Below are 20,938 nucleotides of genomic sequence, written 5' to 3'. Positions count from 1 at the left end.
GTCATGGACACGGTCTTTGCATTGCTCGACGATGCGAGCGCGGAGGGGCATGCGCAGGCGCGCTCGCGCCTGTACACGGGCCACGCCGGCACCCTGAGCTGCAAAGATGCGGCTGGCTGGAACGGCGTGCTGGACGAGCTGCAGGCGGCCCTGGCGCGCGGCCTGTATGCCGTGCCCCTGCTCAGCTATGAACTGGGCGCGCACTTGCTCGGCATTCCTTGCAAACCCCTCCCGGGTGCGCTGGCCCAGGTGCTGCTGTTCGAGCGCTGCGAGCACCTGACGGCGGCCGCAGCGCAGGCCTGGATCACGACCCGCGCCGCGGGCGACACCCCGGCCGGCGTCGCCGCGATCGAAGCGAATGTCGACGAAGCGCGTTTTACGGAGGCCATCGAGCGTATCCGCGACTACATCGCCGCCGGCGACACCTACCAGGTGAATTACACCTACCGCCTGCGCTTCGACGCCTTCGGTTCCATGTTCTCCCTGTACCAGCGCCTGCGCGCGCGCCAGCCAGTGCCCTACGGCGCCATGATCGGATTGCCCGACGGCGGCGCCGTGCTGTCGTTCTCGCCCGAGCTGTTCGTGCGCTGCACGGGAGAGACGCTGCTGGCGCGCCCGATGAAGGGCACGGCGCCGGCCGCCGGGGACGAGACGACGAATGCGCAACGCGCCGCCGCGCTCGCGCTCGACCCGAAGAACCGCGCCGAAAACCTCATGATCGTCGACCTGCTGCGCAACGACCTCGGACGCGTGGCGCGCACCGGCAGCGTGGCCGTCCCCAAACTGTTCGAGGTGACGCGCTTCGGCGCCGTGCTGCAAATGACCTCCACCGTGCAGGCGCGCTTGCGCGAGGACCTGACATTGAACGAGCTGTTCGCCGCCCTGTACCCCTGCGGCTCGATCACGGGCGCCCCCAAGCGCCGGACGATGGAAATCATCGATGAACTCGAAGCCGACCCGAGAGGAATCTATACGGGCGCGATCGGCTGGTTCGATCCGCCACAGGACACGCGTCCCTTCGGCGACTTTTGTTTGTCGGTACCGATCCGCACGCTGGCGCTCGGGCCCGGAGAAGGCGTGCGGCGCGGAGAACTTGGCGTCGGCGCCGGTATCGTGTTCGACAGCGATCCGCAAGCAGAGTATGCCGAGTGCAAATTAAAAGCGCGCTTCCTGACCGGGCTGGCGAACAAATTCGAGCTGTTCGAGACCATCAAGGCGTCGTGGCAGGACGGCCCGCGCCACCTCGACCTGCACCTGGCGAGAATCGGCGCCTCGGCCGCCTATTTCGGCCTGGCCTTCGATGCGAGGGCGGCGCATACCCTCGTGGTCGACGCCTGCCTCGGCTTGCCGCCAGAGGGCGGCATCCACCGCCTGCGCCTGTCGCTTGATGCCGAGGGCGCACTCGCGCTTGCGTCGGCTCCGCTTTCTCCGCTCACCGAGCCGGTGCGCGTCGTGCTGGCCGAGTCGACCACGCAGTCAAGCGACGTCTTCCTGCGCCATAAAACCTCGGTGCGCAGCCGCTACGACGCCGCCTGGCGCGCCGCCGAGGCGCAAGGCGCCTTCGACGCCCTGTTCTTCAACGAGCGCGGGGAATTGACGGAGGGAGGGCGCAGCAATGTGTTCGTGCGCCTGGACGGCCACTGGTACACGCCGCCCCTGTCCTGCGGCCTGCTGCCGGGCGTGATGCGCACGATCATGCTGGGCGCGCCCGCCTGGGCTGCGCGCGAGCGCATCATCACGCGCGAGATGCTCGAGAAGGCGGAAGGGATCGTGGTCTGCAATGCGCTGCGCGGCCCCCTGCTGGCGCTACTCGAGCGGCGCGACGGCGCCTGAGACGCCGCCGCCGGCGCTTACAGGGCGCCTTCGATCTGTTTCAGCAGGTCCGGATCGTCCGGCGTCACCTTGCTCGGGTAGTGCGCGATCACGTTGCCGTCACGGCCGATCAGGTATTTCGTGAAATTCCATTTCGGTTCCTTGCCGGTCTGTTTCGCCAGCGCCGCGTGCAGCGGATTGGCGTTGGCGCCGCTCACGACGGTCGGGGCAAACATCGGGAATTTCACGCCATACGTGTTGTAGCAAAGGTCGGCGATTTCCTTGGTGCTGGCCGCTTCCTGCTTGAAATCGTTGGACGGGAAGCCGAGCACCACCAGCCCGCGCGGGCTGTATTTCGCGTATAACTTTTCCAGGCCCTCGTACTGCTTGGTGTAGCCGCAATAACTGGCCGTGTTCACCACCAGCACCACTTTACCGGCGTACTGGCACAGGTCCTGCGGCGCTTCGTCCTGCAGGCGTTTAAAACTCTGTTTCAGCAGGGCCGGGCAGCTGGCCGGCGCCGGCGTGGCTGCGACGAGCGGACGGGGATTGACGACGCCTGTGGGTTGTTGGGCGCTGCTCGTTGCCGCGGCAGCCAGCAGAGAAAGGGTCAGGGCAGTTTTCAGCATGGTCGGTCCATTTAAAATCAGGCGTTGAGCTTGCGGTGTTCGATTTTCAGGCAGTGGTTCATGACGACATCGAGGCCGGCGGCGCGCGCCAGGTCGGCCGCAGCCTGGTTCTCGATCTCGAGCTGCATCCACAGGCAGCCGGCGCGGATTGCGATCGCGTCGCGCGCCAGCGGCGGGATGTCTTCCGGCTTGCGGAAGCAGTCGACGATGTCGATCCGGGTGCCGCTCGGCGCCAGCGCGTCGGCCGCTTCCTGCAGGCTGGCATACACTTTCTCGCCCAGGATCTCCTCGCCCGCATACGCCGGGTTGACGGGAATGATGCGGTAGCCCTGCCCTTGCAGGTATTCGGCCACGCCGAAGCTGGCACGATCGGGTTTGTTCGAGAGGCCGACAATGGCGATGGTCTTGCTGTCGTTGAGGATTTGGGCGATCGTTCTCATGGGCGTAATGGGTAGTCAGGGATCGACGTTAGCTTAACAGGTTTGCATCGTGCGCCGCGTGTTTGCATGCAGCCTGCCGCTGTGAAAAGATGGCGGCTTCCTAAAGCCGGATTCGTCCATGAAAACCTCTTCTCTTGTTGCCGCCCTCTTCCTGGCGCTGGCCTGCAGCGGCTGCGCCACCAAGCCGGCGTCGAACGATCCAGTGGTCGTGACGGTGGCCGACTGGGGAGGCACCCCGGCCGATCCGGCGCAAGCGCGGCGCCACACGATCACCCACATCACCCTGCACCACCAGGGCGAACCGTTCACACCAGGGACCGACCCGCGCCAGTACCTGCGCAAGCTGCAGGCCTGGTCGCGCAACAGCAAAGGCTGGCTGGATATTCCCTACCATTACATCATCGACCTCGAAGGACGGGTCTATGCGGGGCGCGACATCGCCTATGCGGGCGACACGAATACCGAGTACGACCCGAGCGGCCACGCCTTGATTGAGGTGGTCGGCAATTTCGAGGAAGTCGAACCGAACCAGGCGCAACTCGATGCGGTGGTGAATGTGATGGCGATGCTGGCGCAGAAGTACAAGGTCCCGGTCGAGAACATCGCCAGCCACCGCGATTATTCGGACAAGACCGTCTGCCCGGGCGCGCATTTATACCATTATGTGCAGGGCGGGTATTTTAAAGAGCGGGTCGCGCAGCGCCTGCATTCGCCGCGCTGACGGTATTCCGGCGCGTATATTCACATTTTTATGAAGCGAAAACGCAAGCGCATTTCACTCTTTATGCTTGTCATTTAATTGCCTGATCGTTTCTGCCTTCCTACTCGTGAATACGAGCCTGATCAAGCACAAAGCTTGACAATTCCATAGCTCGACTTCGCTTCAGGTCGGCGCCCCGCCTGCGCTGTGACCGGCTTGAGCGCGACCAAGTTAAAACTTTGACACTCCCCTATTCTGGCCATTCATACAGATGAGACGCCTTCATTTGTACGTCACGGCCCAGATGCCGCCCATCCTGCGCTGTTTGTCCGGGAAGGCGTGGTCGCCGCGCCGTGTCATGGCCCGAGCGCTTTACACCCGCATCCGATCGACTACGCATAAAGCGCCGGAATTTCAACTTAACGGATCGAAGTCCGCATGAGTAATTTAATTCAGGAAGTCCATGGTTTGGCCAATTCTCTACCTTCCTATGTCCGGGTCATCATCATTTCTTTTGTTTGCCTTTTTACCTTGAATCAGGCCCTGGATTTCGGTAGACAACTGGGCGCCCTTTGTTATCGCATGCTGCACTGATCTAATCGACGAAAGGAACGGAACATGCAAGAGCTGACTAATTACGAAATTGATGAGGTTGCCGGTGGCGGTGCCGGAGCAGCGGCAGTGGTAGTGGTCGTCGTGGTGCTGATCGTGATCGGCGCGGCGGCGGGATGGATGGACGAATCCAAGAAGAAGCAGCAGAAATAAAACCGGTTTTACGGCATGACGCGCTGCCGCGCCAGGCCTCTTCGCCCACACGAAAGGAATATAACAATGAATACGCGAACCGAACTACAGCCCGCCGCATTACAGCCGGCTTATCCGATGGCGATGGTCGAATTGAACGATCTTGAAATCGAGGATGTTTCAGGCGGAAATCCCGCCGTCGCCGCAGCCGCCGCCGTCGTCGCACTGGGGGGCGCGGCGCTCGACCTCGGCTATAAACTGGGTGGGATGTTATACAAGGCGACGCATTAGCGCAGTCGGCGCGCGCCGTGCGGTTGCCGAGGCCGCACTCCGGGACACCTGAATCGCATACCGGTTTCCGGACGGGAGCCGGCGAATAAAAAAAAGGCAGAGCCGAAGCTCTGCCTTTTTGCTGTGTTGCGAACGACTTGAAGACTTAGCGGCCTTTCGACCGCAGGCGGGCGATTGCCGCCAGCTGGGCGATGGCAGACGCCAGTTCGGCTTGCGCTTTCGCGTAGTCGATCTGCGAGTCCTGCGACTGCATCAGCTCTTCGGCGGCCTGCTTGGCCGCTTGCGCCTTTGCCTCGTCCAGGTCGGCGCCGCGGATCGCGGTGTCGGCCAGGACCGTCACGCCGGTCGGCTGCACCTCGAGGATGCCGCCGGCGACGAAGACGAACTCTTCACCGCCATCGGCCTTCTCGATGCGCACCGCGCCCGGGCGGATCCGCGTGATCAGCGGGGTGTGCTTCGGGTAGATACCCAGCTCGCCCGCTTCACCCGGCAACGCAACGAAAGTCGCTTCGCCGGAGAAGATCTGCGCTTCGGCCGAGACCACGTCAACGTGAATTGTGTTTGCCATGTGTGTCCTTCAGGTTGAAGAGCCGACTTAGGCAGCCAGTTTCTTGGCTTTTTCGATCGCTTCTTCGATGGTGCCGACCATGTAGAACGCCTGCTCCGGCAGGTGGTCCAGTTCGCCCGATGCGATCATCTTGAAACCCTTGATCGTGTCTTTCAGCGAAACGTACTTGCCTGGCGAACCGGTGAACACTTCAGCGACGTGGAAGGGCTGCGACAGGAAACGCTGCATCTTGCGCGCGCGAGCCACGACCAGCTTGTCTTCCGGCGCCAGTTCGTCCATGCCCAGAATCGCGATGATGTCGCGCAGTTCCTTGTAGCGCTGCAGGGTACCCTGGACGGCGCGGGCCGTCTCGTAGTGTTCCTGGCCGACGACGAGCGGGTCCAGCTGGCGCGAGGTCGAGTCCAGTGGATCGACCGCAGGGTAGATACCCAGCGAGGCGATGTCACGCGACAGAACGACGGTCGAATCCAGGTGGGCGAAGGTAGTGGCAGGCGACGGGTCGGTCAAGTCATCCGCAGGGACGTAGACGGCCTGGATCGAGGTGATCGAACCGGTCTTGGTCGAGGTGATGCGCTCTTGCAGGCGGCCCATCTCTTCGGCCAGGGTAGGCTGATAACCCACCGCCGACGGCATACGGCCCAGCAGTGCCGAGACTTCGGTACCGGCCAGGGTGTAGCGGTAGATGTTGTCGACGAAGAACAGAACGTCTTTACCTTCGTCACGGAAGGCTTCGGCCATCGTCAGGCCGGTCAGCGCGACGCGCAGACGGTTGCCTGGTGGTTCGTTCATCTGGCCGTAGACCATCGCGACCTTCGAGTTTTCCGGATTTTCCAGGTCGACGACCTTGGCATCGGCCATCTCGTGGTAGAAGTCGTTACCTTCGCGGGTACGCTCACCGACGCCGGCGAACACGGACAGACCCGAGTGCGCTTTGGCGATGTTGTTGATCAGTTCCATCATGTTGACGGTCTTGCCCACGCCGGCGCCGCCGAACAGGCCGACCTTACCGCCCTTGGCGAACGGGCAGACCAGGTCGATGACCTTAATGCCGGTTTCCAGCAGATCTTGCGATGGCGACAGTTCGTCGTAGACAGGTGCCGCGCGGTGGATCGAGGCGGTGCGCTCGTTGCTGACCGGACCGCACTCGTCGATCGGGTTACCAAGCACGTCCATGATGCGACCCAGGGTGGCGACGCCAACCGGGACCATGATCGGTGCGCCGGTGTTCTGGATGATCATGCCGCGACGCAGGCCTTCCGAGCTGCCCAGCGCAATGGTACGGACGATGCCGTCACCCAGCTGTTGCTGCACTTCCAGGGTCAGTGCGGAGCCTTCCATTTTCAGTGCGTCGTACACTTTCGGCATGGCATTACGCGGGAATTCCACGTCAACCACTGCGCCGATACACTGAACGATTTTGCCATCAGCCATGTTCGTTCCTTCAGATATAGTTAAATTCTTGTCGTTTAGACCGCTGCCGCACCGGCGACGATCTCGGAGAGTTCTTTGGTAATCGCTGCCTGGCGGGTCTTGTTATAGACCAGCTTCAGTTCGCCGATGACGCTACCTGCGTTGTCGCTTGCCGCCTTCATCGCGACCATGCGTGCCGACTGCTCGGACGCCAGGTTTTCCGCGACGGCCTGGTAGACCAGGGCCTCGACATACCGCACCAGCAGTTCGTCGATCACGACTTGCGCTTCCGGCTCGTAGATGTAATCCCACGAGATGGCGCCCTTCTCCTGTTCCAGGTGTTTCGCTGGCAACGGGAGCAGCTGCTCGACGATCGGTTCCTGCTTCATCGTGTTGATGAACTTGGTGTAGCACAGGTAGACCGCGTCCAGCTGGCCATCCTGGTATGCGTCGAGCATGACCTTGATCGGGCCGATCAGCTTTTCCAGGTGCGGGGTGTCGCCGATCTGCGTCGCATGCGACACGATCGGGACGCCGACGCGGTTCAGGAAGCCCAGGCCCTTGTTGCCGATGGCGACTGCCTCGACACGGCTGCCCGCCGCTTCCAGTTCCTTCGACTTGAGCGTCACCTGGCGCAGGATGTTGGTGTTCATGCCGCCGCACAGACCCTTGTCGGTCGTGACGACGATGAAGCCGACAGCTTTTGCCTGCACGTGCTTGGCTTGCGCCATGAAGACGTGCGTGTACTCCGGATTTGCGCCGGCCAGATTGGCGGTGATGTTCCGAACTTTTTCACTGTAGGGACGGGCGGCGCGCATGCGATCCTGCGCCTTGCGCATTTTCGATGCGGCGACCATTTCCATCGCCTTGGTGATCTTCTTCGTATTCTCTACGCTCTTGATCTTGCCACGAATCTCTTTGCCTACTGCCATGAGTCCTTACTCCTTCCGGTCACCGGCATCGCCTGTGAACAGGCGATGCCGGATCCTTCATTTCATGAATTAAAATGCGCCGGATTTTTTGAAATCAGCAATGGCGGCCGCGAGTGCTGCTTCGCTGTCCTTGTCCAGTTGCTTGGTTTCTTCGATCTTCGACAGGAGCGCAGCCTGCTTGGTCTTCAGGTAGCCATGCAGGCCGTTCTCGAAGGACAGCACTTGCTTGACTTCGATGTCGTCGAAGTAGCCCTTGTTGACGGCGAACAGCGATGCGGCCATCAGCGAGATCGGCAGCGGCGAGTACTGCGGCTGCTTGAGCAGCTCGGTCACGCGCGCACCACGGTCCAGCTGCTTGCGGGTCGATTCGTCCAGGTCCGATGCGAACTGCGCGAACGCAGCGAGCTCACGGTACTGCGCCAGGTCGGTACGGATACCGCCCGACAGGTTTTTGATGACCTTGGTCTGGGCAGCGCCACCGACGCGCGAGACCGAAATACCGGCGTTGATCGCAGGACGGATACCGGCGTTGAACAGCGAGGTCTCCAGGAAGATCTGGCCGTCGGTAATCGAAATCACGTTGGTCGGCACGAAGGCCGAGACGTCGCCCGCTTGCGTTTCGATGATCGGCAGGGCGGTCAGCGAACCGGTCTTGCCGGTGACGGCGCCGTTGGTGAACTTCTCGACGTAGTCGGCGTTCACGCGGGCTGCGCGCTCGAGCAGGCGGCTGTGCAGGTAGAACACGTCGCCTGGATACGCTTCGCGGCCTGGTGGGCGGCGCAGCAGCAGGGAAATCTGGCGGTAAGCCACGGCTTGCTTCGACAGATCGTCATACACGATCAGCGCGTCTTCGCCGCGGTCGCGGAAGTATTCGCCCATCGCGCAGCCGGAATAGGCCGAGATGTACTGCATGGCGGCCGATTCCGACGCCGAAGCGGCGACGACGATCGTGTACTCCATCGCGCCGTGCTGCTCGAGCGAGCGCACGATGTTCTTGATGGTCGATGCCTTCTGGCCGATTGCGACATACACGCAGGTGACGTTCTGGCCACGCTGGTTGATGATCGCGTCGACTGCGACAGCCGATTTACCGGTCTGGCGGTCGCCGATGATCAGCTCGCGCTGGCCACGGCCGATCGGCACCATCGCGTCGATCGACTTGATACCGGTCTGCATCGGCTGCGAGACGGATTCACGGGCGATGACGCCTGGCGCGATCTTTTCGATCGGGGCGGTCAGCGTCGTGTTGATCGGACCCTTGCCGTCGATCGGCTGGCCCAGTGCGTTGACCACGCGGCCACGCAGTTCAGGGCCGATCGGCACTTCCAGGATGCGGCCGGTCGTCTTGACGGTGTCGCCTTCCGAGATGTGCTCGTACGCACCCAGGATGACCGAACCGACCGAGTCGCGCTCGAGGTTCATCGCCAGGCCGAAGGTGTTGCCGGGGAATTCCAGCATCTCGCCCTGCATCACGTCCGACAGACCGTGAATACGGCAGATACCGTCGGCGACGGAGATCACCGTGCCTTGATTGCGAACGTCAGCGGACGCTTCCAGACCCTGGATCCGGCTCTTGATCAGTTCGCTGATTTCAGATGAATTAAGTTGCATGAGTGCTAACTCCTAATAGTTTCTTGATGCGTAGGGCAAGGACGTGAGATGCCGGCAAAGAGTGCGAAGTTCCGCTTACGCAGTCAGCGCAGCATGCATTTGCTGCAGCTTGGCGCGTACCGAGGTATCGAGCACTTCATCACCGACCAGCACGCGCACACCACCGATCAGCGACGGGTCCACCGTAACGGTTGGGTTGAGCTTGCGACCAAATTTCTTTTCCAGCGCGGCGACCAGCTCGGCCACCTGGGCATCGGACAGCGCGAAGGCGCTGGCGATTTCCGCGTCGGCGGCGCCGGCCTGGGCATTTTTGAGCGCCTGGAACTGCGCGCCGATTTCCGGCAGCAGGCTGACGCGGCCGTTTTCGGCCAGCATCGTCAGGAAGTTCGTGGCCTCCGGGGTGACCGGGGCCTTGACCAGCGAGCTCAAGGCTGCGACGAGGTCGGCGGACGTCAGTTTCGGGTTGGCGGCAAACGCCTGCACATCAGGGTTGGCGCCGACTTGTGCCAGCTGCGACACCAGTTCGGACCAGGCTGCCATGTCGCCGGTTTGGGCGACACGGAACAGCGCTTCGGCGTAGGGACGGGCGACGGTTGCGAGTTCGGCCATGATTACAGCTCGGTCGACAGTTGCGTCAGCAGGGCGGCGTGCGCTTCTGCATTCACTTCACGCTTGAGGATCTGCTCGGCGCCTTGCACTGCCAGGGCAGCGACTTGGCCACGCAGTTCTTCGCGCACGCGGGTCACTTGCTGTTCGGCGTCGGCGCGAGCGCTGGCGACGATACGGGCGGCTTCTTCAGCAGCGGTCTTCTTGGCGTCGTCGATGATCATCGCGGCGCGCTTTTCGGCGTCGGCGATGCGCGCCTGGCCTTCGTCACGGGCAGTTGCCAGTTCGGCCTGCACGCGCTTTTCGGCAGCGGCCAGGTCAGCCTTGCCACGGTCGGCGGCGGCCAGCCCATTGGCGATCCGCTCGGCGCGCTCGTCGAGTGCCTTCATCAGCGGCGGCCACACGAATTTCATCGTGAAGAACGCCAGGACGAGGAAGACGGCGAGCTGTGCAAACAGAGTTGCGTTGAGGTTCACGGTTTTTCCCTTCTCACAAAAACGGATGCCGAACCGCGATGGTTCGGCCCTTCAAAACCAGACTTCCGGACCGATTAGGTCGGGGTGAACGGATTTGCGAAAGCGAACAGCATGGCGATACCAACGCCGATCAGGAATGCCGCATCGATCAGACCAGCCAGCAGGAACATCTTGGTCTGCAGGGTGTTCATCAGTTCAGGCTGACGTGCCGAGGCTTCCAGGTATTTACCGCCCATGATAGCGATACCGATACATGCGCCGATAGCGCCGAGGCCGATGATCAAACCGCAAGCCAGTGCAACAAAAGAAACGTCAGTCATGATTACTCCAAAAAGTTAATTTAAAAACTAGATTAAAAACTACAACTTCGTTACAACCACTATCTTGTTCGATGCTTGCGGCGCCGATCAGTGGCCTTCGTGGGCCTGACCGAGGTACACCAGCGTCAGCATCATGAAAATGAATGCCTGCAGGAACACGATCAGGATGTGGAAGATCGCCCAGATCGAGCCGGCAATCACCTGGCCAGCGAAACCGAACACGGTAGCGGTGGAACCAAGCAAAGCGATCAAGAGGAACAGCAGCTCACCGGCAAACATGTTGCCGAACAGTCGCATACCGAGCGACACCATTTTTGCTGCGTATTCGATGATGTTCAGCAGCAGGTTGAACGGCGCCATGTAGATGCCGAACGGTGCTGCGAAGAGTTCGTGGAGCCAGCCGCCGAAGCCCTTGATCTTGATGCCGTAGTACAGCATCAGGATCAGCACGCCCAGCGAAATGCCGATGGTGCCGTTCAGGTCGGCGGTCGGGACCACGCGGTGGTGCGGTTCGCCGAAGCCGAGCGCCCGGAAGGCAGCCGCGAACAGGTCGACCGGCAGGAAGTCCAGCGAGTTCATCAGGGCGACCCAGACGAACACGGTCAGGGCAGCAGGAGCGATGAAGCTGCGGTCGCCGTGGACGATGGTTTTCGATTGGTTCTCGACCATTTCGACCAGCATTTCGACGGCAGCCTGGAAGCGGCCCGGCACGCCGGCGGTCGCCTTGCGGGCCGCCATCCACATGATCAGGCAGCCGAGGACGCCCATGGCGATCGACCAGAACAGGGTATCGTAGTGAATGACGGAAAAGTCGACCGGACCGTTCTGGTGCGTATTCGACAGGTGGCCGAGGTGGTGCCGGATGTACTCTGATGCGGTGGGCGCGTGGTTTGCTGCGCCTTCTACGGTTGTCGTCATATCAGTGCCTAAATAATAAGAATATGTAACTTTTCAGTGCCACGATGAACCCGGCGAGTAGCGCCAGCCAGTTCAGGTCACGGTACAAGTACGCAGTTGCACCCAGCAGGGCAAGCGTTAAACCGATCTTTATAAATTCCCAGATGAAAAACGAGAAGGGGTTGGCCCCGCCCGCTTTCGTAGAGGCGAACAAGCGTAGCGCCATGATTGCATTCGGCACGACACAGCAAAGTCCGCCAAGCACCGCCGAAAACATCGCAGCCCTTCCCCCCAATAGTGCAGCGAGGACGCCGGCGACTATCGTTGCGATCAATTGCAGGGAGACCAGGCGTAACATTTTTATTCTTTGCCCTGGCCGTTGGAACCGAGTTACGGTGTGGTAATTACATGAATCAGCGGGATTATAAGTTCCTTCGTGCTTGCGAGTCAAACGATTCCGGCTGTGTTCGGCCGTTTCGCGAGACGTGAAAATGTCACACAAATATTGCTCGAATCGGGGTTTTTCGCGGTAGTTCGCAGCAGGAAACGCAGGGACGGCGGCAGGAATGTGACGACCTGAAGGACGCGTTACCGTAGTTTTGCGGTAGCGGGCCGCGTTGTCGGAAGGGTACGGACAGGGAAGATCGAAAGCGGACAGGAAGGGTGCTCAGCGGCTGGAGCGGGCGCACCGCTCTGGTGCGTCGCCCTCCTCGCCCAAGGGAGTTTAGGTTGCTCACCGGCTATGCACAAGCTGTCGACAAGCTTGTGTACAGGCTTATCCACAGCGCGCCGGTATGGAACCTTTGCCGGCCGCGACTGCGTGATTTTGCATGCAAGGCAACCGGGACGGTGTGGCTTGCGGTGGTGTGCGGTGAAATATTAAAAGTTATCCCGCAGTCATGCACTGCTTGTCCGCCAGTTTTCCACAACCGTACACAGCCTTGTTCACGCGCTTGTCGACAGGTTTATCCACAAGCGCGCCGATGATGCTCAGGCCCGCAGGCGCGCCAGTACCCCTTCGAGAATGTCGAGGTCGGCAAAATCAATGATCATCTGGCCTTTGCCCTTCGGTCCCATCTTGAAGACGACCGGGGTGGCCAGCTTGTCCGACAGTTCTTCTTCCAGGCGGACGATGTCTCCCGACTTTTCTTTCAGACGCGGTTGCGTGGCCGAGCTCGCCTGCTCCTCCAGTGCGCGTGCCACAAGCTTTTCCGTTTCGCGCACCGACAGCCGTTTCGCGACGACGTGGCTGGCCAGGGCGATCTGGCTGGCGTTGTCCACCGACAACAAAGCGCGCGCATGGCCCATGTCGATATCGCCCGCCATCAGCATGGTCTGCACCGGCTGCGCCAGGTTCACCAGGCGCAGCAGATTCGAGACGGCGCTGCGCGAGCGGCCGACGGCGCTCGCCGCCTGCTCGTGGGTGAAATCGAAATCGGAAATCAGGCGTGCGATGCCCTGCGCTTCTTCCAGGGGATTGAGGTCCTCGCGCTGGATGTTCTCGATCAGGGCCATCGCGGCGGCGGCCTGGTCGTCGACCTCGCGCACCAGTACCGGGATCTCCTCGAGTCCGGCCAGCTGGGCCGCGCGGAAGCGGCGCTCGCCGGCGATGATCTCGTAGCGCCCGCCATCCACGGGACGCACCAGCACCGGCTGCATGATCCCCTGGGTTTTGATGGAGGCGGCCAGTTCGTTCAATGCGCCCTCGTCCATCCGGGTGCGCGGCTGGTATTTGCCGGCCTGCAGCTGGGAGATGGATAAAGAGGACGGCGCGCCGGCGGGTGCCGGTGCGTCATCCATGTCTCCGCCGAGCAAAGCATCCAGGCCGCGGCCGAGGCCCTTGAGTTTTTTTGTCGCCATTGTGGATCACTCTTTCAGATTACATTGTCTTGATGCGCTCGACCATTTCGGCCCCGAACGCGATATACGCCTGCGCGCCCTTCGAGGACGGATCGAAGGTCACGCCCGGCACGCCATACGAGGGCGCTTCCGCCAGGCGCACGTTGCGGGGAATGATCGTTTTAAAGACCTTGCCGCCGAAATGCTGCTCGAGCTGGGCCGAGACTTGCTGGGACAAGGTCATGCGCGGATCGAACATCACGCGCAAGAGGCCGATGATCTTCAAATCCGTGTTCAGGTTCGCATGCACCTTCTTGATCGTGTTGACCAGGTCCGACAATCCCTCGAGGGCGTAGTACTCGCACTGCATCGGGATGATCACGCCATGCGCGGCGCACAGGCCGTTCAGGGTCAGCATGGAGAGGGCCGGCGGGCAGTCGACCAGAATGAAATCGTAGTCGGCGTCGACCTTCGCCAGCGCGTGTTTCAGCCTGCGCTCGCGGTTGTCGAGTTCCACCATCTCGACTTCGGCGCCGGCCAGCTCGCGGTTTGCCGGCAGGACATCGAAGCGCCCTGCTTCCGAACGCTGGCGCGCCTCCGTCACTTCCGCCTCGCCCAGCAGTACCTGGTAGGTGGACGCTTCCAGGTCCGCCTTGTTGATGCCGGCACCCATCGTCGCATTGCCCTGGGGGTCGAGGTCGACCAGCAGCACGCGCTGCTCGAGCTTGGCCAGGCCGGCGGCCAGGTTGACGCTGGTGGTCGTCTTGCCGACGCCGCCCTTTTGGTTTGCAACACAAAATATCTTTGCCATCTGTTCCTTCGGACGAGACATTTCAGTTAATACCGTTTTTATCAAATAAACTGTTGGTTCGGTTTATCAAATATAAACGGTATAAACGATTTATATTGTTAGGTTGTTTGTGCTGCTTTTTCGATGAAAACCAGGTGCCGTTCCGCCTCCAGTTTCGCCACCTTGATTGGGCGTAGTTCGCGCACCCTCCACTCCAGCGGCAGCCTTTCCTGCTCCTCGGCCGGCGCCGTACCTTTCAAGGCAATGAATTGCCCGCCCTCGGCCAGCAGGTGCCCGGACCAGTTGACGAAATCGGAGAGGTCGGCAAAAGCACGCGAGGTGATGACGTCGAAAGGTCCCGCTTTTAAGTCCTGCACTTTCATCGTGTAGACGGTGACATTCGACAAGCCCAGCTCCGCTTTTACCTGCGTCAGGAAGGCTGTTTTCTTGTGGACGGTGTCGATCAGCGAGACTTTCATGTCCGGCCGCGCGATCGCCAGTACCAGCCCGGGCAGGCCGCCGCCGGCGCCGACGTCGAGCACGTTTTTCGCATCCTTGAATGCAGGGACCGCCGCCAGGGAATCCAGTAAATGGTGGGTGACCATCTGCAGCGGGTCGCGCAGCGAAGTCAGGTTATAAACGCCGTTCCACTTGGCCATCAAGGCGAGATAGTCCATCAACTGCTCGCGCTGGGCGGCCCACAGCGGCAAATCCATGGCGTCGATGCCGTCGCTCAGTACCGTCATCAATTTTTCGCGGTCAAAACCCCTCACTGTGCTGCCTCCTCATTGATTGCCGGGATGGTCGTAAACCCCTTGGCGCCGCGTTTTTTCAGGTGCACCAGCAGCAGGGAAATGGCCGCCGGCGTCACGCCGGAGATGCGCGAAGCCTGGCCCAGGGTTTCCGGACGCTGTTTATCGAGCTTCTGGCGCACCTCGAAGGACAAAGCGGCAATGTCCAGGTAGTCCAGGTTGTCCGGCAATTTCAGGTTTTCGTAGTGGTCGTGACGCTCGACTTCCTTCGCTTGGCGGTCGATATAACCGGCGTATTTCAGCTGGATTTCGACCTGCTCTTTCACGGCAGGATCGGCAACGCCGGGCCCGGCCAGCGGCTGGCCTTCGACACCGGTCATCGTCATCAGGGTGGCGTATTCGACGCCCGGACGGCGCAGCAGATCGGCCAGGTTGTACTCGCGTTCCAGCGCCTGGCCGACGACGCGTTCCGACTCGGCCGCCGCCAGGATGCGCGGATTGACCCAGGTCGAACGCAGGCGCTCCAGTTCGCGCGCCACCGCTTCGCGTTTGGTCTCGAACGCTGCCCACTGCGCATCGCCGACGACGCCGAGTTTGCGGCCCATTTCGGTCAAGCGCATATCCGCATTGTCTTCGCGCAGAGATAAACGGTATTCGGCGCGGCTGGTGAACATCCGGTACGGTTCGGCCACGCCCTGGGTCGTGAGGTCGTCGACCAGCACGCCCAGATAGGCTTCCGAACGGCCCGGGGTCCAGGCGGGTTCGCCTTTCGTTTGCAGGGCCGCATTCATGCCGGCCAACAGCCCCTGGGCCGCTGCTTCCTCGTAGCCGGTGGTGCCGTTGATCTGGCCGGCGAAGAACAGGCCCTTGATCGCCCTGGTTTCGAGCGAGGATTTCAGGCCGCGCGGGTCATAGTAATCGTACTCGATGGCGTAGCCGGGGCGCAAAATAAAGGCGTTTTCCATGCCCTTCATCGAGCGCACCAGGGCAATCTGCACGTCGAACGGCAGGCTGGTCGAGATCCCGTTCGGGTAGATTTCGTGCGTCGTCAAACCCTCCGGCTCGAGGAAGATCTGGTGCGATTCCTTCGAGGCGAAGCGGTGGATCTTGTCTTCGATCGAGGGACAATAGCGCGGGCCGACGCCTTCGATGACGCCGGTGTACATCGGGCTGCGGTCGAGGCCGTTGCGGATGATGTCGTGGGTCTGCGCATTCGTGTGCGTGACCCAGCACGGCACCTGTTTCGGGTGCATCGCGGCATTGCCCATATACGAAAACACGGGCACCGGATCGAGGTCGCCCGGCTGTTCGGCGAGCACCGAGTAATCGATGCTGCGGCCGTCGATGCGCGGCGGCGTGCCGGTTTTCAAGCGGCCCTGCGGCAGTTTGAGTTCCTTTAAACGGCTCGACAGCGAGACGGCCGCCGGGTCGCCCGCACGGCCCGCCGTGTAGTTCTGCAAGCCGACATGGATTTTACCGTCGAGGAAAGTGCCGGCCGTCAGCACCACGGCACGGGCGCGGAACTGCAGGCCGATCTGGGTGACGGCGCCGACGACGCGGTCGCCCTCGACCATCAGGTCGTCGACCGCCTGCTGGAACAGCCACAAATTCGGCTGGTTTTCCAGGCGCGAGCGGATCGCGGCCTTGTACAGGATGCGGTCGGCCTGGGCCCGGGTGGCGCGCACTGCCGGACCTTTCGAGGAGTTCAGGATGCGGAACTGGATGCCGGCTTCGTCGGTGGCGATCGCCATCGCGCCGCCTAAAGCGTCCACTTCCTTGACCAGATGGCCCTTGCCGATGCCGCCGATCGACGGATTGCAGGACATCTGGCCCAGGGTTTCGATGTTATGGGTAAGGAGCAGGGTCTTCTGCCCCATGCGTGCGGACGCGAGCGCGGCCTCGGTGCCGGCATGGCCGCCGCCGACGACGATCACGTCAAATTCAGTTGGAAATAGCATGATGGAGGTGTGAGGCGAGGAGTCTAATTCGCGATTATAGAATCTTTTGGGTTCCCAAACTCAGCGCGGCTAAAAAACACAGGGGATGTTGTTTCACGTGGAACACAGTCAGGTGGCGGTCGAGTTGTGTTTCACGTGGAACAATTGAAGCGCCTGACGTAAAAAAAGCCGGGGCGCGGAGCGCTTCCCGGCTTTGTTCCACGTGAAACAACTCAGCTGGCCAGACGTACCACGGCATCGAAGCCAGTCTTGACGATCAGGGTCGACACCACGACCAGAAACAATTTGCGGACGAAGACACTGCCATGCTTGATCGCCAGCCGCGTACCGACCAGCGAGCCGCCGATCTGGCAGACCGCCATCAGCAGTCCCAGCTGCCACAGCAAATGACCGCTGTAGCCGAACCACAGCAGGGCCGACAGGTTGCAGGCGACATTCACGATCTTTGCCGCCGCCGAGGCGCTCAGGAAATCAAAACCGAAAAAGCGCACGAACAGGAAAATCAAAAAGCTGCCCGTGCCGGGGCCGAAGAAGCCGTCATAGAAACCGATGGCGGCGCCGATGCCGACCGCCCACCAGCGCTCCGCTGCGCCGCTGTGTACCGGCGCGTGCACCGACCCCAGGTCCTTCTTGCGGAAGGTATATAGCGCGACCGCCAGCAAAATAAAGGGCAGCAGGCTGCGCACGAAATCGCCCGGCACCCGCGTCACGGTCCAGGCGCCGACAAAGGACAAGGCAAAGGCGGCCAGCGCCGCCGGCGCTGCCGCGCTCCAGGCGACGCGCACGCGGCGCGAATAGTTAAACGCCGCCGCACCCGTGCCACAAATACTGGCCAGCTTGTTCGTGCCCAGCAGGGTCGCCGGCGCTTCCCGCGGGAGGAAGGAAAAGATGGCGGGTACCTGGATCAGGCCGCCACCGCCGACGACGGCATCCACCAGCCCGGCAAGAAAGGCGGCGCCGCCGAGCCACATAAAATCCATCATGACTGCTTCTCGACTTTTTAAAAGAGGCGAAATTGTACGGCAACTCGGCAGCGCCCTGGCGGCTCGGCGTTCCGTTTCTGGTGTAAGCTATTTGCTCCACGACTCGGGATCGACCATGACCGCCTTCGCCTTCAACACCGTCGCCAGCATCGTTTCGGAACCGGGCGCAGCCGCCCGCCTCGGCCAGCTCGTCGCCGAACGTTTTAGCACTGCCCGCCGCGTCCTGATCGTGACCGACGCCGGCTTCCTGCGCACCGGCCTGCTCGAGCCCGCGCGCGCCAGCCTGGAAGCGCAGGGACTCGCGGTACGCATTTTTTCCGACGTCGTCGCCGACCCGCCCGAACAGATCGTCCTCGCCGCGGTAGCCTCTGCCCGCGAGCACGAGACCGACCTCGTCATCGGCTTCGGCGGCGGCAGCTCGATGGATGTGGCGAAACTGGTGGCGGTGCTGGCCGGCAGCGACCAGCCTTTACACCAGATCTACGGGATCGGCAACGTCAAGGGTCAGCGGCTGCCATTGATCCAGGTGCCGACCACGGCCGGCACCGGTTCCGAGGTCACCAATATCGCCATCGTCACCACCGGAGAAACGACGAAGATGGGCGTCGTCGCTCCCCAGCTGTATGCCGACCTCGCCCTGCTCGATGCCGAGCTGACGCTGGGCCTGCCGCCGCTGGTGACGGCCGCCACCGGCATCGATGCGATGGTGCATGCGATCGAGGCCTATACGAGCAAGCACAAGAAAAATCCATTGTCCGACAACCTGGCGCGCCAGGCGCTCGGCCTGCTGTCGAGTAACCTGATGACGGCGGTCGAAACCGGCAGCAATCTGGAAGCGCGCCAGGCGATGCTGCTCGGCGCCTGCCTCGCCGGCCAGGCCTTCTCGAATGCGCCGGTCGCCGCCGTGCACGCCCTCGCCTACCCGATCGGCGGCATTTTCCATGTGCCGCACGGGCTGTCGAATTCGCTCGTCCTGCCGCATGTGCTGCGTTTTAATGCATCCCATGCGGCGCCCCTGTACGCCGAGCTGGCCGATATCGTGGTGCCGGGCGCCAGCGGCAGCCACGCCGCACGCACCGAAGGCTTGATTGCTGCGATGCAACAGATCGCGCTACGCACCGGGATCCAGACCAGGTTGGCGGATGTAGGCATTGCGGAGGCCGACCTGGACCGGCTGGCGGACGACGCCATGTTGCAGACGCGCCTGCTGGGGAACAATCCGAGAGAATTGACGCGTGCCGACGCACGCGCGATCTACGCCGCCGCTTTATAGGATCAGGCGGACGTGGCAGGGGCCGCAGAATGCGGCCCGTTGGCAAAGAAATCGAGCAGTAAAGCATTTACTTGCTCGCTGGCCGTGACCTGCAGCCAGTGATCGGCACCCTCGATGCGCTCATACCGGAAATACTCGGCCACATAGGCAGTCGAGTCGCGCATTTGCGTTTCGCCCAGCGCCTGGTCGCCGCTGCTCCAGACGCCCATCACCGGCACCCGCACCGGCTCGGCTCTGGCGGCGATGGCTATCCCATGCGGCACGTTTGCGCGATAGTAATTCAGGGCGGCCGTCATGCGGCCCGGCTCCCGCAGATTCTTCTTCCAGTGGCCGACCTGGGCGCGGTCCCTTGTAAACCGGTTCAGCAGATAAAAATCGCCGGCCGTCAGCGATTTCTCGGCCAGGCCCGGTACCAGGAACCACATCATGTAGCTCGAGCGCAGCATTTGCATCGGGCCGGCCTTGGCGAAGGCAAGCGGATGGCCGACCGACAGCGCCACATATTGCTCGATGCGCTCCGGCGCCCTCATGCACAGCATCCAGCCGATCGCGGCGCCCCAGTCGTGCCCGACCATGCGCGCCCGGGCAATGCCGAGCTGGTCGAGCATGGCCAGCACGTCGGCGGCGATGTGCTGCAAGCGGTAGGCAGAAACTTCACGTGGTGCATCGCTGCCGCCATAACCGCGCAGGTCGGGCGCCAGCACCCGGTAACCGGCCGCCATCAGCGGCGCGATCTGCTTGCGCCACACGATATGGGTGTCGGGAAAGCCGTGTAGCAGCACGACAGCGGGACCCTCCCCTGCGCTCTGCACCTGCATGCGCAAGCCATTCACGGTCAGGACCAGGGTCTCCTGTTTCATGCTGCCTCCTCAGCGTGTCGATCAGGCTGCTTCGCGGTCGGCAGCCGCTGCCACGCGGGTGGACGCTGCCGGGCGCTTCTTGCCGATGCGCTCGAACAGGGCGCCGATTTCTCCGACGATACCGCGGCGGAACAGCAGCACGCAGACGATGAAGATCAGGCCGGTGACCATGCCGACCGATTCCCCCAGGGACGAGAACCAGGAAATACCGGTGCTGTTGGCCAGGAAATTGCCAAGCTCTCCCAGCTTGTTTTCCAGCGCGACAATAATAAAAGCGCCGATGATCGGGCCCACCATCGTGCCCATGCCGCCGACCAGGGTCATCAGGACAACCAGGCCCGACATGGTCCAGTGGACGTCGGTCAGGGTCTCGAAGCCGAGCACCAGGGTTTTGGTGGACCCTGCAAGGCCTGTAAGGGCCGCTGAGAGCACGAACGCGAGCAGCTTGTACTTGTCCGCGTCATAGCCAAGGGAAATGGCCCTGGGCTCGTTTTCCTTGATCGCCTTCAGCACCTGGCCGAACGGGGAATGAACGGTGCGCACGATCAGGGCAAAACCGGCGACGCAGATGGCCAGCACCACGTAGTACAGGGTCAAGTCGTTGCCCAGGTCGAGCACGCCGAGCAGCTTCCCGCGCGGCACGCCCTGCAGGCCGTCTTCGCCGTGCGTAAACGGGCTGCGCAGGGCGGCAAAATACACCATCTGCGCCAGGGCGAGCGTGATCATCGAAAAATAAATGCCCTGGCGGCGGATCGCCAGCGAGCCGATCACGAGGCCGAGCACGGCGCTGGTGGCGACGCCGGCCAGGATGCCGAGTTCGGTCGGCAGGCCAACTGTGGATAACAGATACCCGGTCATGTAGCCGGCGCTGCCGAAGAAGGCGGCGTGGCCAAAGGAGAGCAGTCCCGTAAAACCGATCAGAAGATTAAAAGCGCAGGCGAACAGCGCGAAGCACAGCAGCTTCATCAGGAAGACGGGATAGCCGACAAAAGGCGCCGCCAGCGCGGCGACCAGGGCCAGCGTATAGAAAATTTTCTTGTTCATCGC

23 protein-coding genes are annotated in these 20,938 nt (G+C 62.0%); 5 read left to right on the top strand and 18 right to left on the bottom strand.

Annotation, left to right across the window (positions count from 1 at the left end):
• The first annotated feature begins 3 nt into the window (after window positions 1–3).
• The gene (pabB, locus tag ACI48I_RS19960; RefSeq protein ID WP_498575193.1) at window positions 4–1,833 is read left to right on the top strand and encodes an aminodeoxychorismate synthase component I; all 1,830 of its coding nucleotides are present in this window, start codon (window positions 4–6) and stop codon (window positions 1,831–1,833) included.
• A 17-nt stretch (window positions 1,834–1,850) separates the two neighbouring features.
• Here pabB and ACI48I_RS19955 read toward each other — a convergent pair whose 3' ends face one another.
• On the bottom strand, window positions 1,851–2,441 hold the full coding sequence (locus ACI48I_RS19955) for a glutathione peroxidase (protein WP_193687846.1): 591 nt from the start codon (window positions 2,439–2,441) through the stop codon (window positions 1,851–1,853).
• Window positions 2,442–2,458: 17 nt separating this feature from the next.
• Window positions 2,459–2,881 (bottom strand): CoA-binding protein, encoded by a 423-nt coding sequence (locus ACI48I_RS19950; protein ID WP_193687845.1) that lies wholly within the window; start codon window positions 2,879–2,881, stop codon window positions 2,459–2,461.
• Between the two features lie 118 nt (window positions 2,882–2,999).
• Here ACI48I_RS19950 and ACI48I_RS19945 point away from each other — a divergent pair, with 118 nt between their 5' ends.
• From ACI48I_RS19945 to ACI48I_RS19935, 3 genes are all read left to right on the top strand, one after another.
• On the top strand, window positions 3,000–3,602 hold the full coding sequence (locus ACI48I_RS19945) for a peptidoglycan recognition protein family protein (protein WP_498575192.1): 603 nt from the start codon (window positions 3,000–3,002) through the stop codon (window positions 3,600–3,602).
• 597 nt (window positions 3,603–4,199) lie between these two features.
• Window positions 4,200–4,346 carry a hypothetical protein gene (locus ACI48I_RS19940; protein WP_193687843.1) on the top strand — a complete coding sequence of 49 codons (147 nt, stop codon included), beginning with the start codon at window positions 4,200–4,202 and terminating at the stop codon, window positions 4,344–4,346.
• A gap of 66 nt (window positions 4,347–4,412) precedes the next feature.
• Window positions 4,413–4,616, top strand: coding sequence for a hypothetical protein (locus ACI48I_RS19935; RefSeq protein WP_193687842.1), 204 nt, complete (start codon window positions 4,413–4,415; stop codon window positions 4,614–4,616).
• A gap of 145 nt (window positions 4,617–4,761) precedes the next feature.
• On the opposite strand, the gene ACI48I_RS19930 is transcribed toward ACI48I_RS19935, so the two are convergent.
• From ACI48I_RS19930 to ACI48I_RS19865, 14 genes are all read right to left on the bottom strand, one after another.
• Entirely contained in the window at window positions 4,762–5,184 is a 423-nt protein-coding gene (locus tag ACI48I_RS19930; protein ID WP_498575191.1) for a F0F1 ATP synthase subunit epsilon, read from the bottom strand.
• Between the two features lie 27 nt (window positions 5,185–5,211).
• Window positions 5,212–6,615, bottom strand: a complete 1,404-nt coding sequence (gene atpD / locus ACI48I_RS19925; protein ID WP_498575190.1) for a F0F1 ATP synthase subunit beta — start codon at window positions 6,613–6,615, stop codon at window positions 5,212–5,214.
• 35 nt (window positions 6,616–6,650) lie between these two features.
• Window positions 6,651–7,526 carry a F0F1 ATP synthase subunit gamma gene (gene atpG, locus ACI48I_RS19920; protein ID WP_193687839.1) on the bottom strand — a complete coding sequence of 292 codons (876 nt, stop codon included), beginning with the start codon at window positions 7,524–7,526 and terminating at the stop codon, window positions 6,651–6,653.
• A 69-nt stretch (window positions 7,527–7,595) separates the two neighbouring features.
• Window positions 7,596–9,137 (bottom strand): F0F1 ATP synthase subunit alpha, encoded by a 1,542-nt coding sequence (gene atpA / locus ACI48I_RS19915; RefSeq protein ID WP_193687838.1) that lies wholly within the window; start codon window positions 9,135–9,137, stop codon window positions 7,596–7,598.
• 75 nt (window positions 9,138–9,212) lie between these two features.
• Complete coding sequence (locus tag ACI48I_RS19910; RefSeq protein WP_498575189.1) at window positions 9,213–9,746, bottom strand: F0F1 ATP synthase subunit delta; 534 nt, start codon at window positions 9,744–9,746, stop codon at window positions 9,213–9,215.
• Between the two features lie 2 nt (window positions 9,747–9,748).
• A complete protein-coding gene (locus tag ACI48I_RS19905) occupies window positions 9,749–10,219 on the bottom strand; it encodes a F0F1 ATP synthase subunit B (RefSeq protein ID WP_193687836.1) in 471 nt (156 codons plus the stop codon).
• Between the two features lie 74 nt (window positions 10,220–10,293).
• Complete coding sequence (gene atpE, locus ACI48I_RS19900; protein WP_036253157.1) at window positions 10,294–10,539, bottom strand: F0F1 ATP synthase subunit C; 246 nt, start codon at window positions 10,537–10,539, stop codon at window positions 10,294–10,296.
• Window positions 10,540–10,626: 87 nt separating this feature from the next.
• Window positions 10,627–11,457, bottom strand: coding sequence for a F0F1 ATP synthase subunit A (gene atpB / locus ACI48I_RS19895; RefSeq protein WP_193687835.1), 831 nt, complete (start codon window positions 11,455–11,457; stop codon window positions 10,627–10,629).
• Between the two features lies 1 nt (window position 11,458).
• Entirely contained in the window at window positions 11,459–11,794 is a 336-nt protein-coding gene (locus ACI48I_RS19890) for an ATP synthase subunit I (RefSeq protein ID WP_193687834.1), read from the bottom strand.
• Between the two features lie 632 nt (window positions 11,795–12,426).
• A complete protein-coding gene (locus ACI48I_RS19885; RefSeq protein ID WP_193687833.1) occupies window positions 12,427–13,296 on the bottom strand; it encodes a ParB/RepB/Spo0J family partition protein in 870 nt (289 codons plus the stop codon).
• Between the two features lie 19 nt (window positions 13,297–13,315).
• The gene (locus tag ACI48I_RS19880) at window positions 13,316–14,086 is read right to left on the bottom strand and encodes a ParA family protein (RefSeq protein WP_193687832.1); all 771 of its coding nucleotides are present in this window, start codon (window positions 14,084–14,086) and stop codon (window positions 13,316–13,318) included.
• Window positions 14,087–14,184: 98 nt separating this feature from the next.
• Window positions 14,185–14,838, bottom strand: coding sequence for a 16S rRNA (guanine(527)-N(7))-methyltransferase RsmG (gene rsmG / locus ACI48I_RS19875; RefSeq protein WP_193687831.1), 654 nt, complete (start codon window positions 14,836–14,838; stop codon window positions 14,185–14,187).
• The gene (gene mnmG / locus ACI48I_RS19870; RefSeq protein WP_498575188.1) at window positions 14,835–16,775 is read right to left on the bottom strand and encodes a tRNA uridine-5-carboxymethylaminomethyl(34) synthesis enzyme MnmG; all 1,941 of its coding nucleotides are present in this window, start codon (window positions 16,773–16,775) and stop codon (window positions 14,835–14,837) included. The genes rsmG and mnmG overlap by 4 nt, the downstream gene beginning before the upstream one ends.
• A gap of 212 nt (window positions 16,776–16,987) precedes the next feature.
• The gene (locus tag ACI48I_RS19865; protein ID WP_498575187.1) at window positions 16,988–17,758 is read right to left on the bottom strand and encodes a sulfite exporter TauE/SafE family protein; all 771 of its coding nucleotides are present in this window, start codon (window positions 17,756–17,758) and stop codon (window positions 16,988–16,990) included.
• 115 nt (window positions 17,759–17,873) lie between these two features.
• On the opposite strand from ACI48I_RS19865, the gene ACI48I_RS19860 reads away from it, so the two are divergent.
• Window positions 17,874–19,031: an iron-containing alcohol dehydrogenase gene (locus ACI48I_RS19860; protein ID WP_498575186.1), complete on the top strand. Its 1,158-nt coding sequence runs from the start codon at window positions 17,874–17,876 to the stop codon at window positions 19,029–19,031.
• Window positions 19,032–19,033: 2 nt separating this feature from the next.
• Here the strand turns inward: ACI48I_RS19860 and ACI48I_RS19855 are convergent, their stop codons facing one another.
• Together ACI48I_RS19855 and ACI48I_RS19850 are read right to left on the bottom strand one after the other, a co-directional pair.
• A complete protein-coding gene (locus tag ACI48I_RS19855) occupies window positions 19,034–19,891 on the bottom strand; it encodes an alpha/beta fold hydrolase (protein WP_498575185.1) in 858 nt (285 codons plus the stop codon).
• 21 nt (window positions 19,892–19,912) lie between these two features.
• Complete coding sequence (locus tag ACI48I_RS19850; protein WP_193687826.1) at window positions 19,913–20,935, bottom strand: branched-chain amino acid ABC transporter permease; 1,023 nt, start codon at window positions 20,933–20,935, stop codon at window positions 19,913–19,915.
• Window positions 20,936–20,938 lie beyond the last annotated feature (3 nt).

The organism is Massilia sp. LXY-5 (assembly GCF_059801075.1).
The sequence above is the reverse complement of the archived record's forward strand: the minus strand, read 5'-3'. Positions and strand labels throughout refer to the sequence as shown.

Coding starts and splice junctions, on each gene's coding strand:
- pabB (WP_498575193.1), top strand. CDS start 4: ATGGACACGGTCTTTGCATTGCTCGACGATGCGAGCGCGGAGGGGCAT.
- ACI48I_RS19955 (WP_193687846.1), bottom strand. CDS start 2,441: ATGCTGAAAACTGCCCTGACCCTTTCTCTGCTGGCTGCCGCGGCAACG.
- ACI48I_RS19950 (WP_193687845.1), bottom strand. CDS start 2,881: ATGAGAACGATCGCCCAAATCCTCAACGACAGCAAGACCATCGCCATT.
- ACI48I_RS19945 (WP_498575192.1), top strand. CDS start 3,000: ATGAAAACCTCTTCTCTTGTTGCCGCCCTCTTCCTGGCGCTGGCCTGC.
- ACI48I_RS19940 (WP_193687843.1), top strand. CDS start 4,200: ATGCAAGAGCTGACTAATTACGAAATTGATGAGGTTGCCGGTGGCGGT.
- ACI48I_RS19935 (WP_193687842.1), top strand. CDS start 4,413: ATGAATACGCGAACCGAACTACAGCCCGCCGCATTACAGCCGGCTTAT.
- ACI48I_RS19930 (WP_498575191.1), bottom strand. CDS start 5,184: ATGGCAAACACAATTCACGTTGACGTGGTCTCGGCCGAAGCGCAGATC.
- atpD (WP_498575190.1), bottom strand. CDS start 6,615: ATGGCTGATGGCAAAATCGTTCAGTGTATCGGCGCAGTGGTTGACGTG.
- atpG (WP_193687839.1), bottom strand. CDS start 7,526: ATGGCAGTAGGCAAAGAGATTCGTGGCAAGATCAAGAGCGTAGAGAAT.
- atpA (WP_193687838.1), bottom strand. CDS start 9,137: ATGCAACTTAATTCATCTGAAATCAGCGAACTGATCAAGAGCCGGATC.
- ACI48I_RS19910 (WP_498575189.1), bottom strand. CDS start 9,746: ATGGCCGAACTCGCAACCGTCGCCCGTCCCTACGCCGAAGCGCTGTTC.
- atpE (WP_036253157.1), bottom strand. CDS start 10,539: ATGACTGACGTTTCTTTTGTTGCACTGGCTTGCGGTTTGATCATCGGC.
- atpB (WP_193687835.1), bottom strand. CDS start 11,457: ATGACGACAACCGTAGAAGGCGCAGCAAACCACGCGCCCACCGCATCA.
- ACI48I_RS19890 (WP_193687834.1), bottom strand. CDS start 11,794: ATGTTACGCCTGGTCTCCCTGCAATTGATCGCAACGATAGTCGCCGGC.
- ACI48I_RS19885 (WP_193687833.1), bottom strand. CDS start 13,296: ATGGCGACAAAAAAACTCAAGGGCCTCGGCCGCGGCCTGGATGCTTTG.
- ACI48I_RS19880 (WP_193687832.1), bottom strand. CDS start 14,086: ATGGCAAAGATATTTTGTGTTGCAAACCAAAAGGGCGGCGTCGGCAAG.
- mnmG (WP_498575188.1), bottom strand. CDS start 16,775: ATGCTATTTCCAACTGAATTTGACGTGATCGTCGTCGGCGGCGGCCAT.
- ACI48I_RS19865 (WP_498575187.1), bottom strand. CDS start 17,758: ATGATGGATTTTATGTGGCTCGGCGGCGCCGCCTTTCTTGCCGGGCTG.
- ACI48I_RS19860 (WP_498575186.1), top strand. CDS start 17,874: ATGACCGCCTTCGCCTTCAACACCGTCGCCAGCATCGTTTCGGAACCG.
- ACI48I_RS19855 (WP_498575185.1), bottom strand. CDS start 19,891: ATGAAACAGGAGACCCTGGTCCTGACCGTGAATGGCTTGCGCATGCAG.
- ACI48I_RS19850 (WP_193687826.1), bottom strand. CDS start 20,935: ATGAACAAGAAAATTTTCTATACGCTGGCCCTGGTCGCCGCGCTGGCG.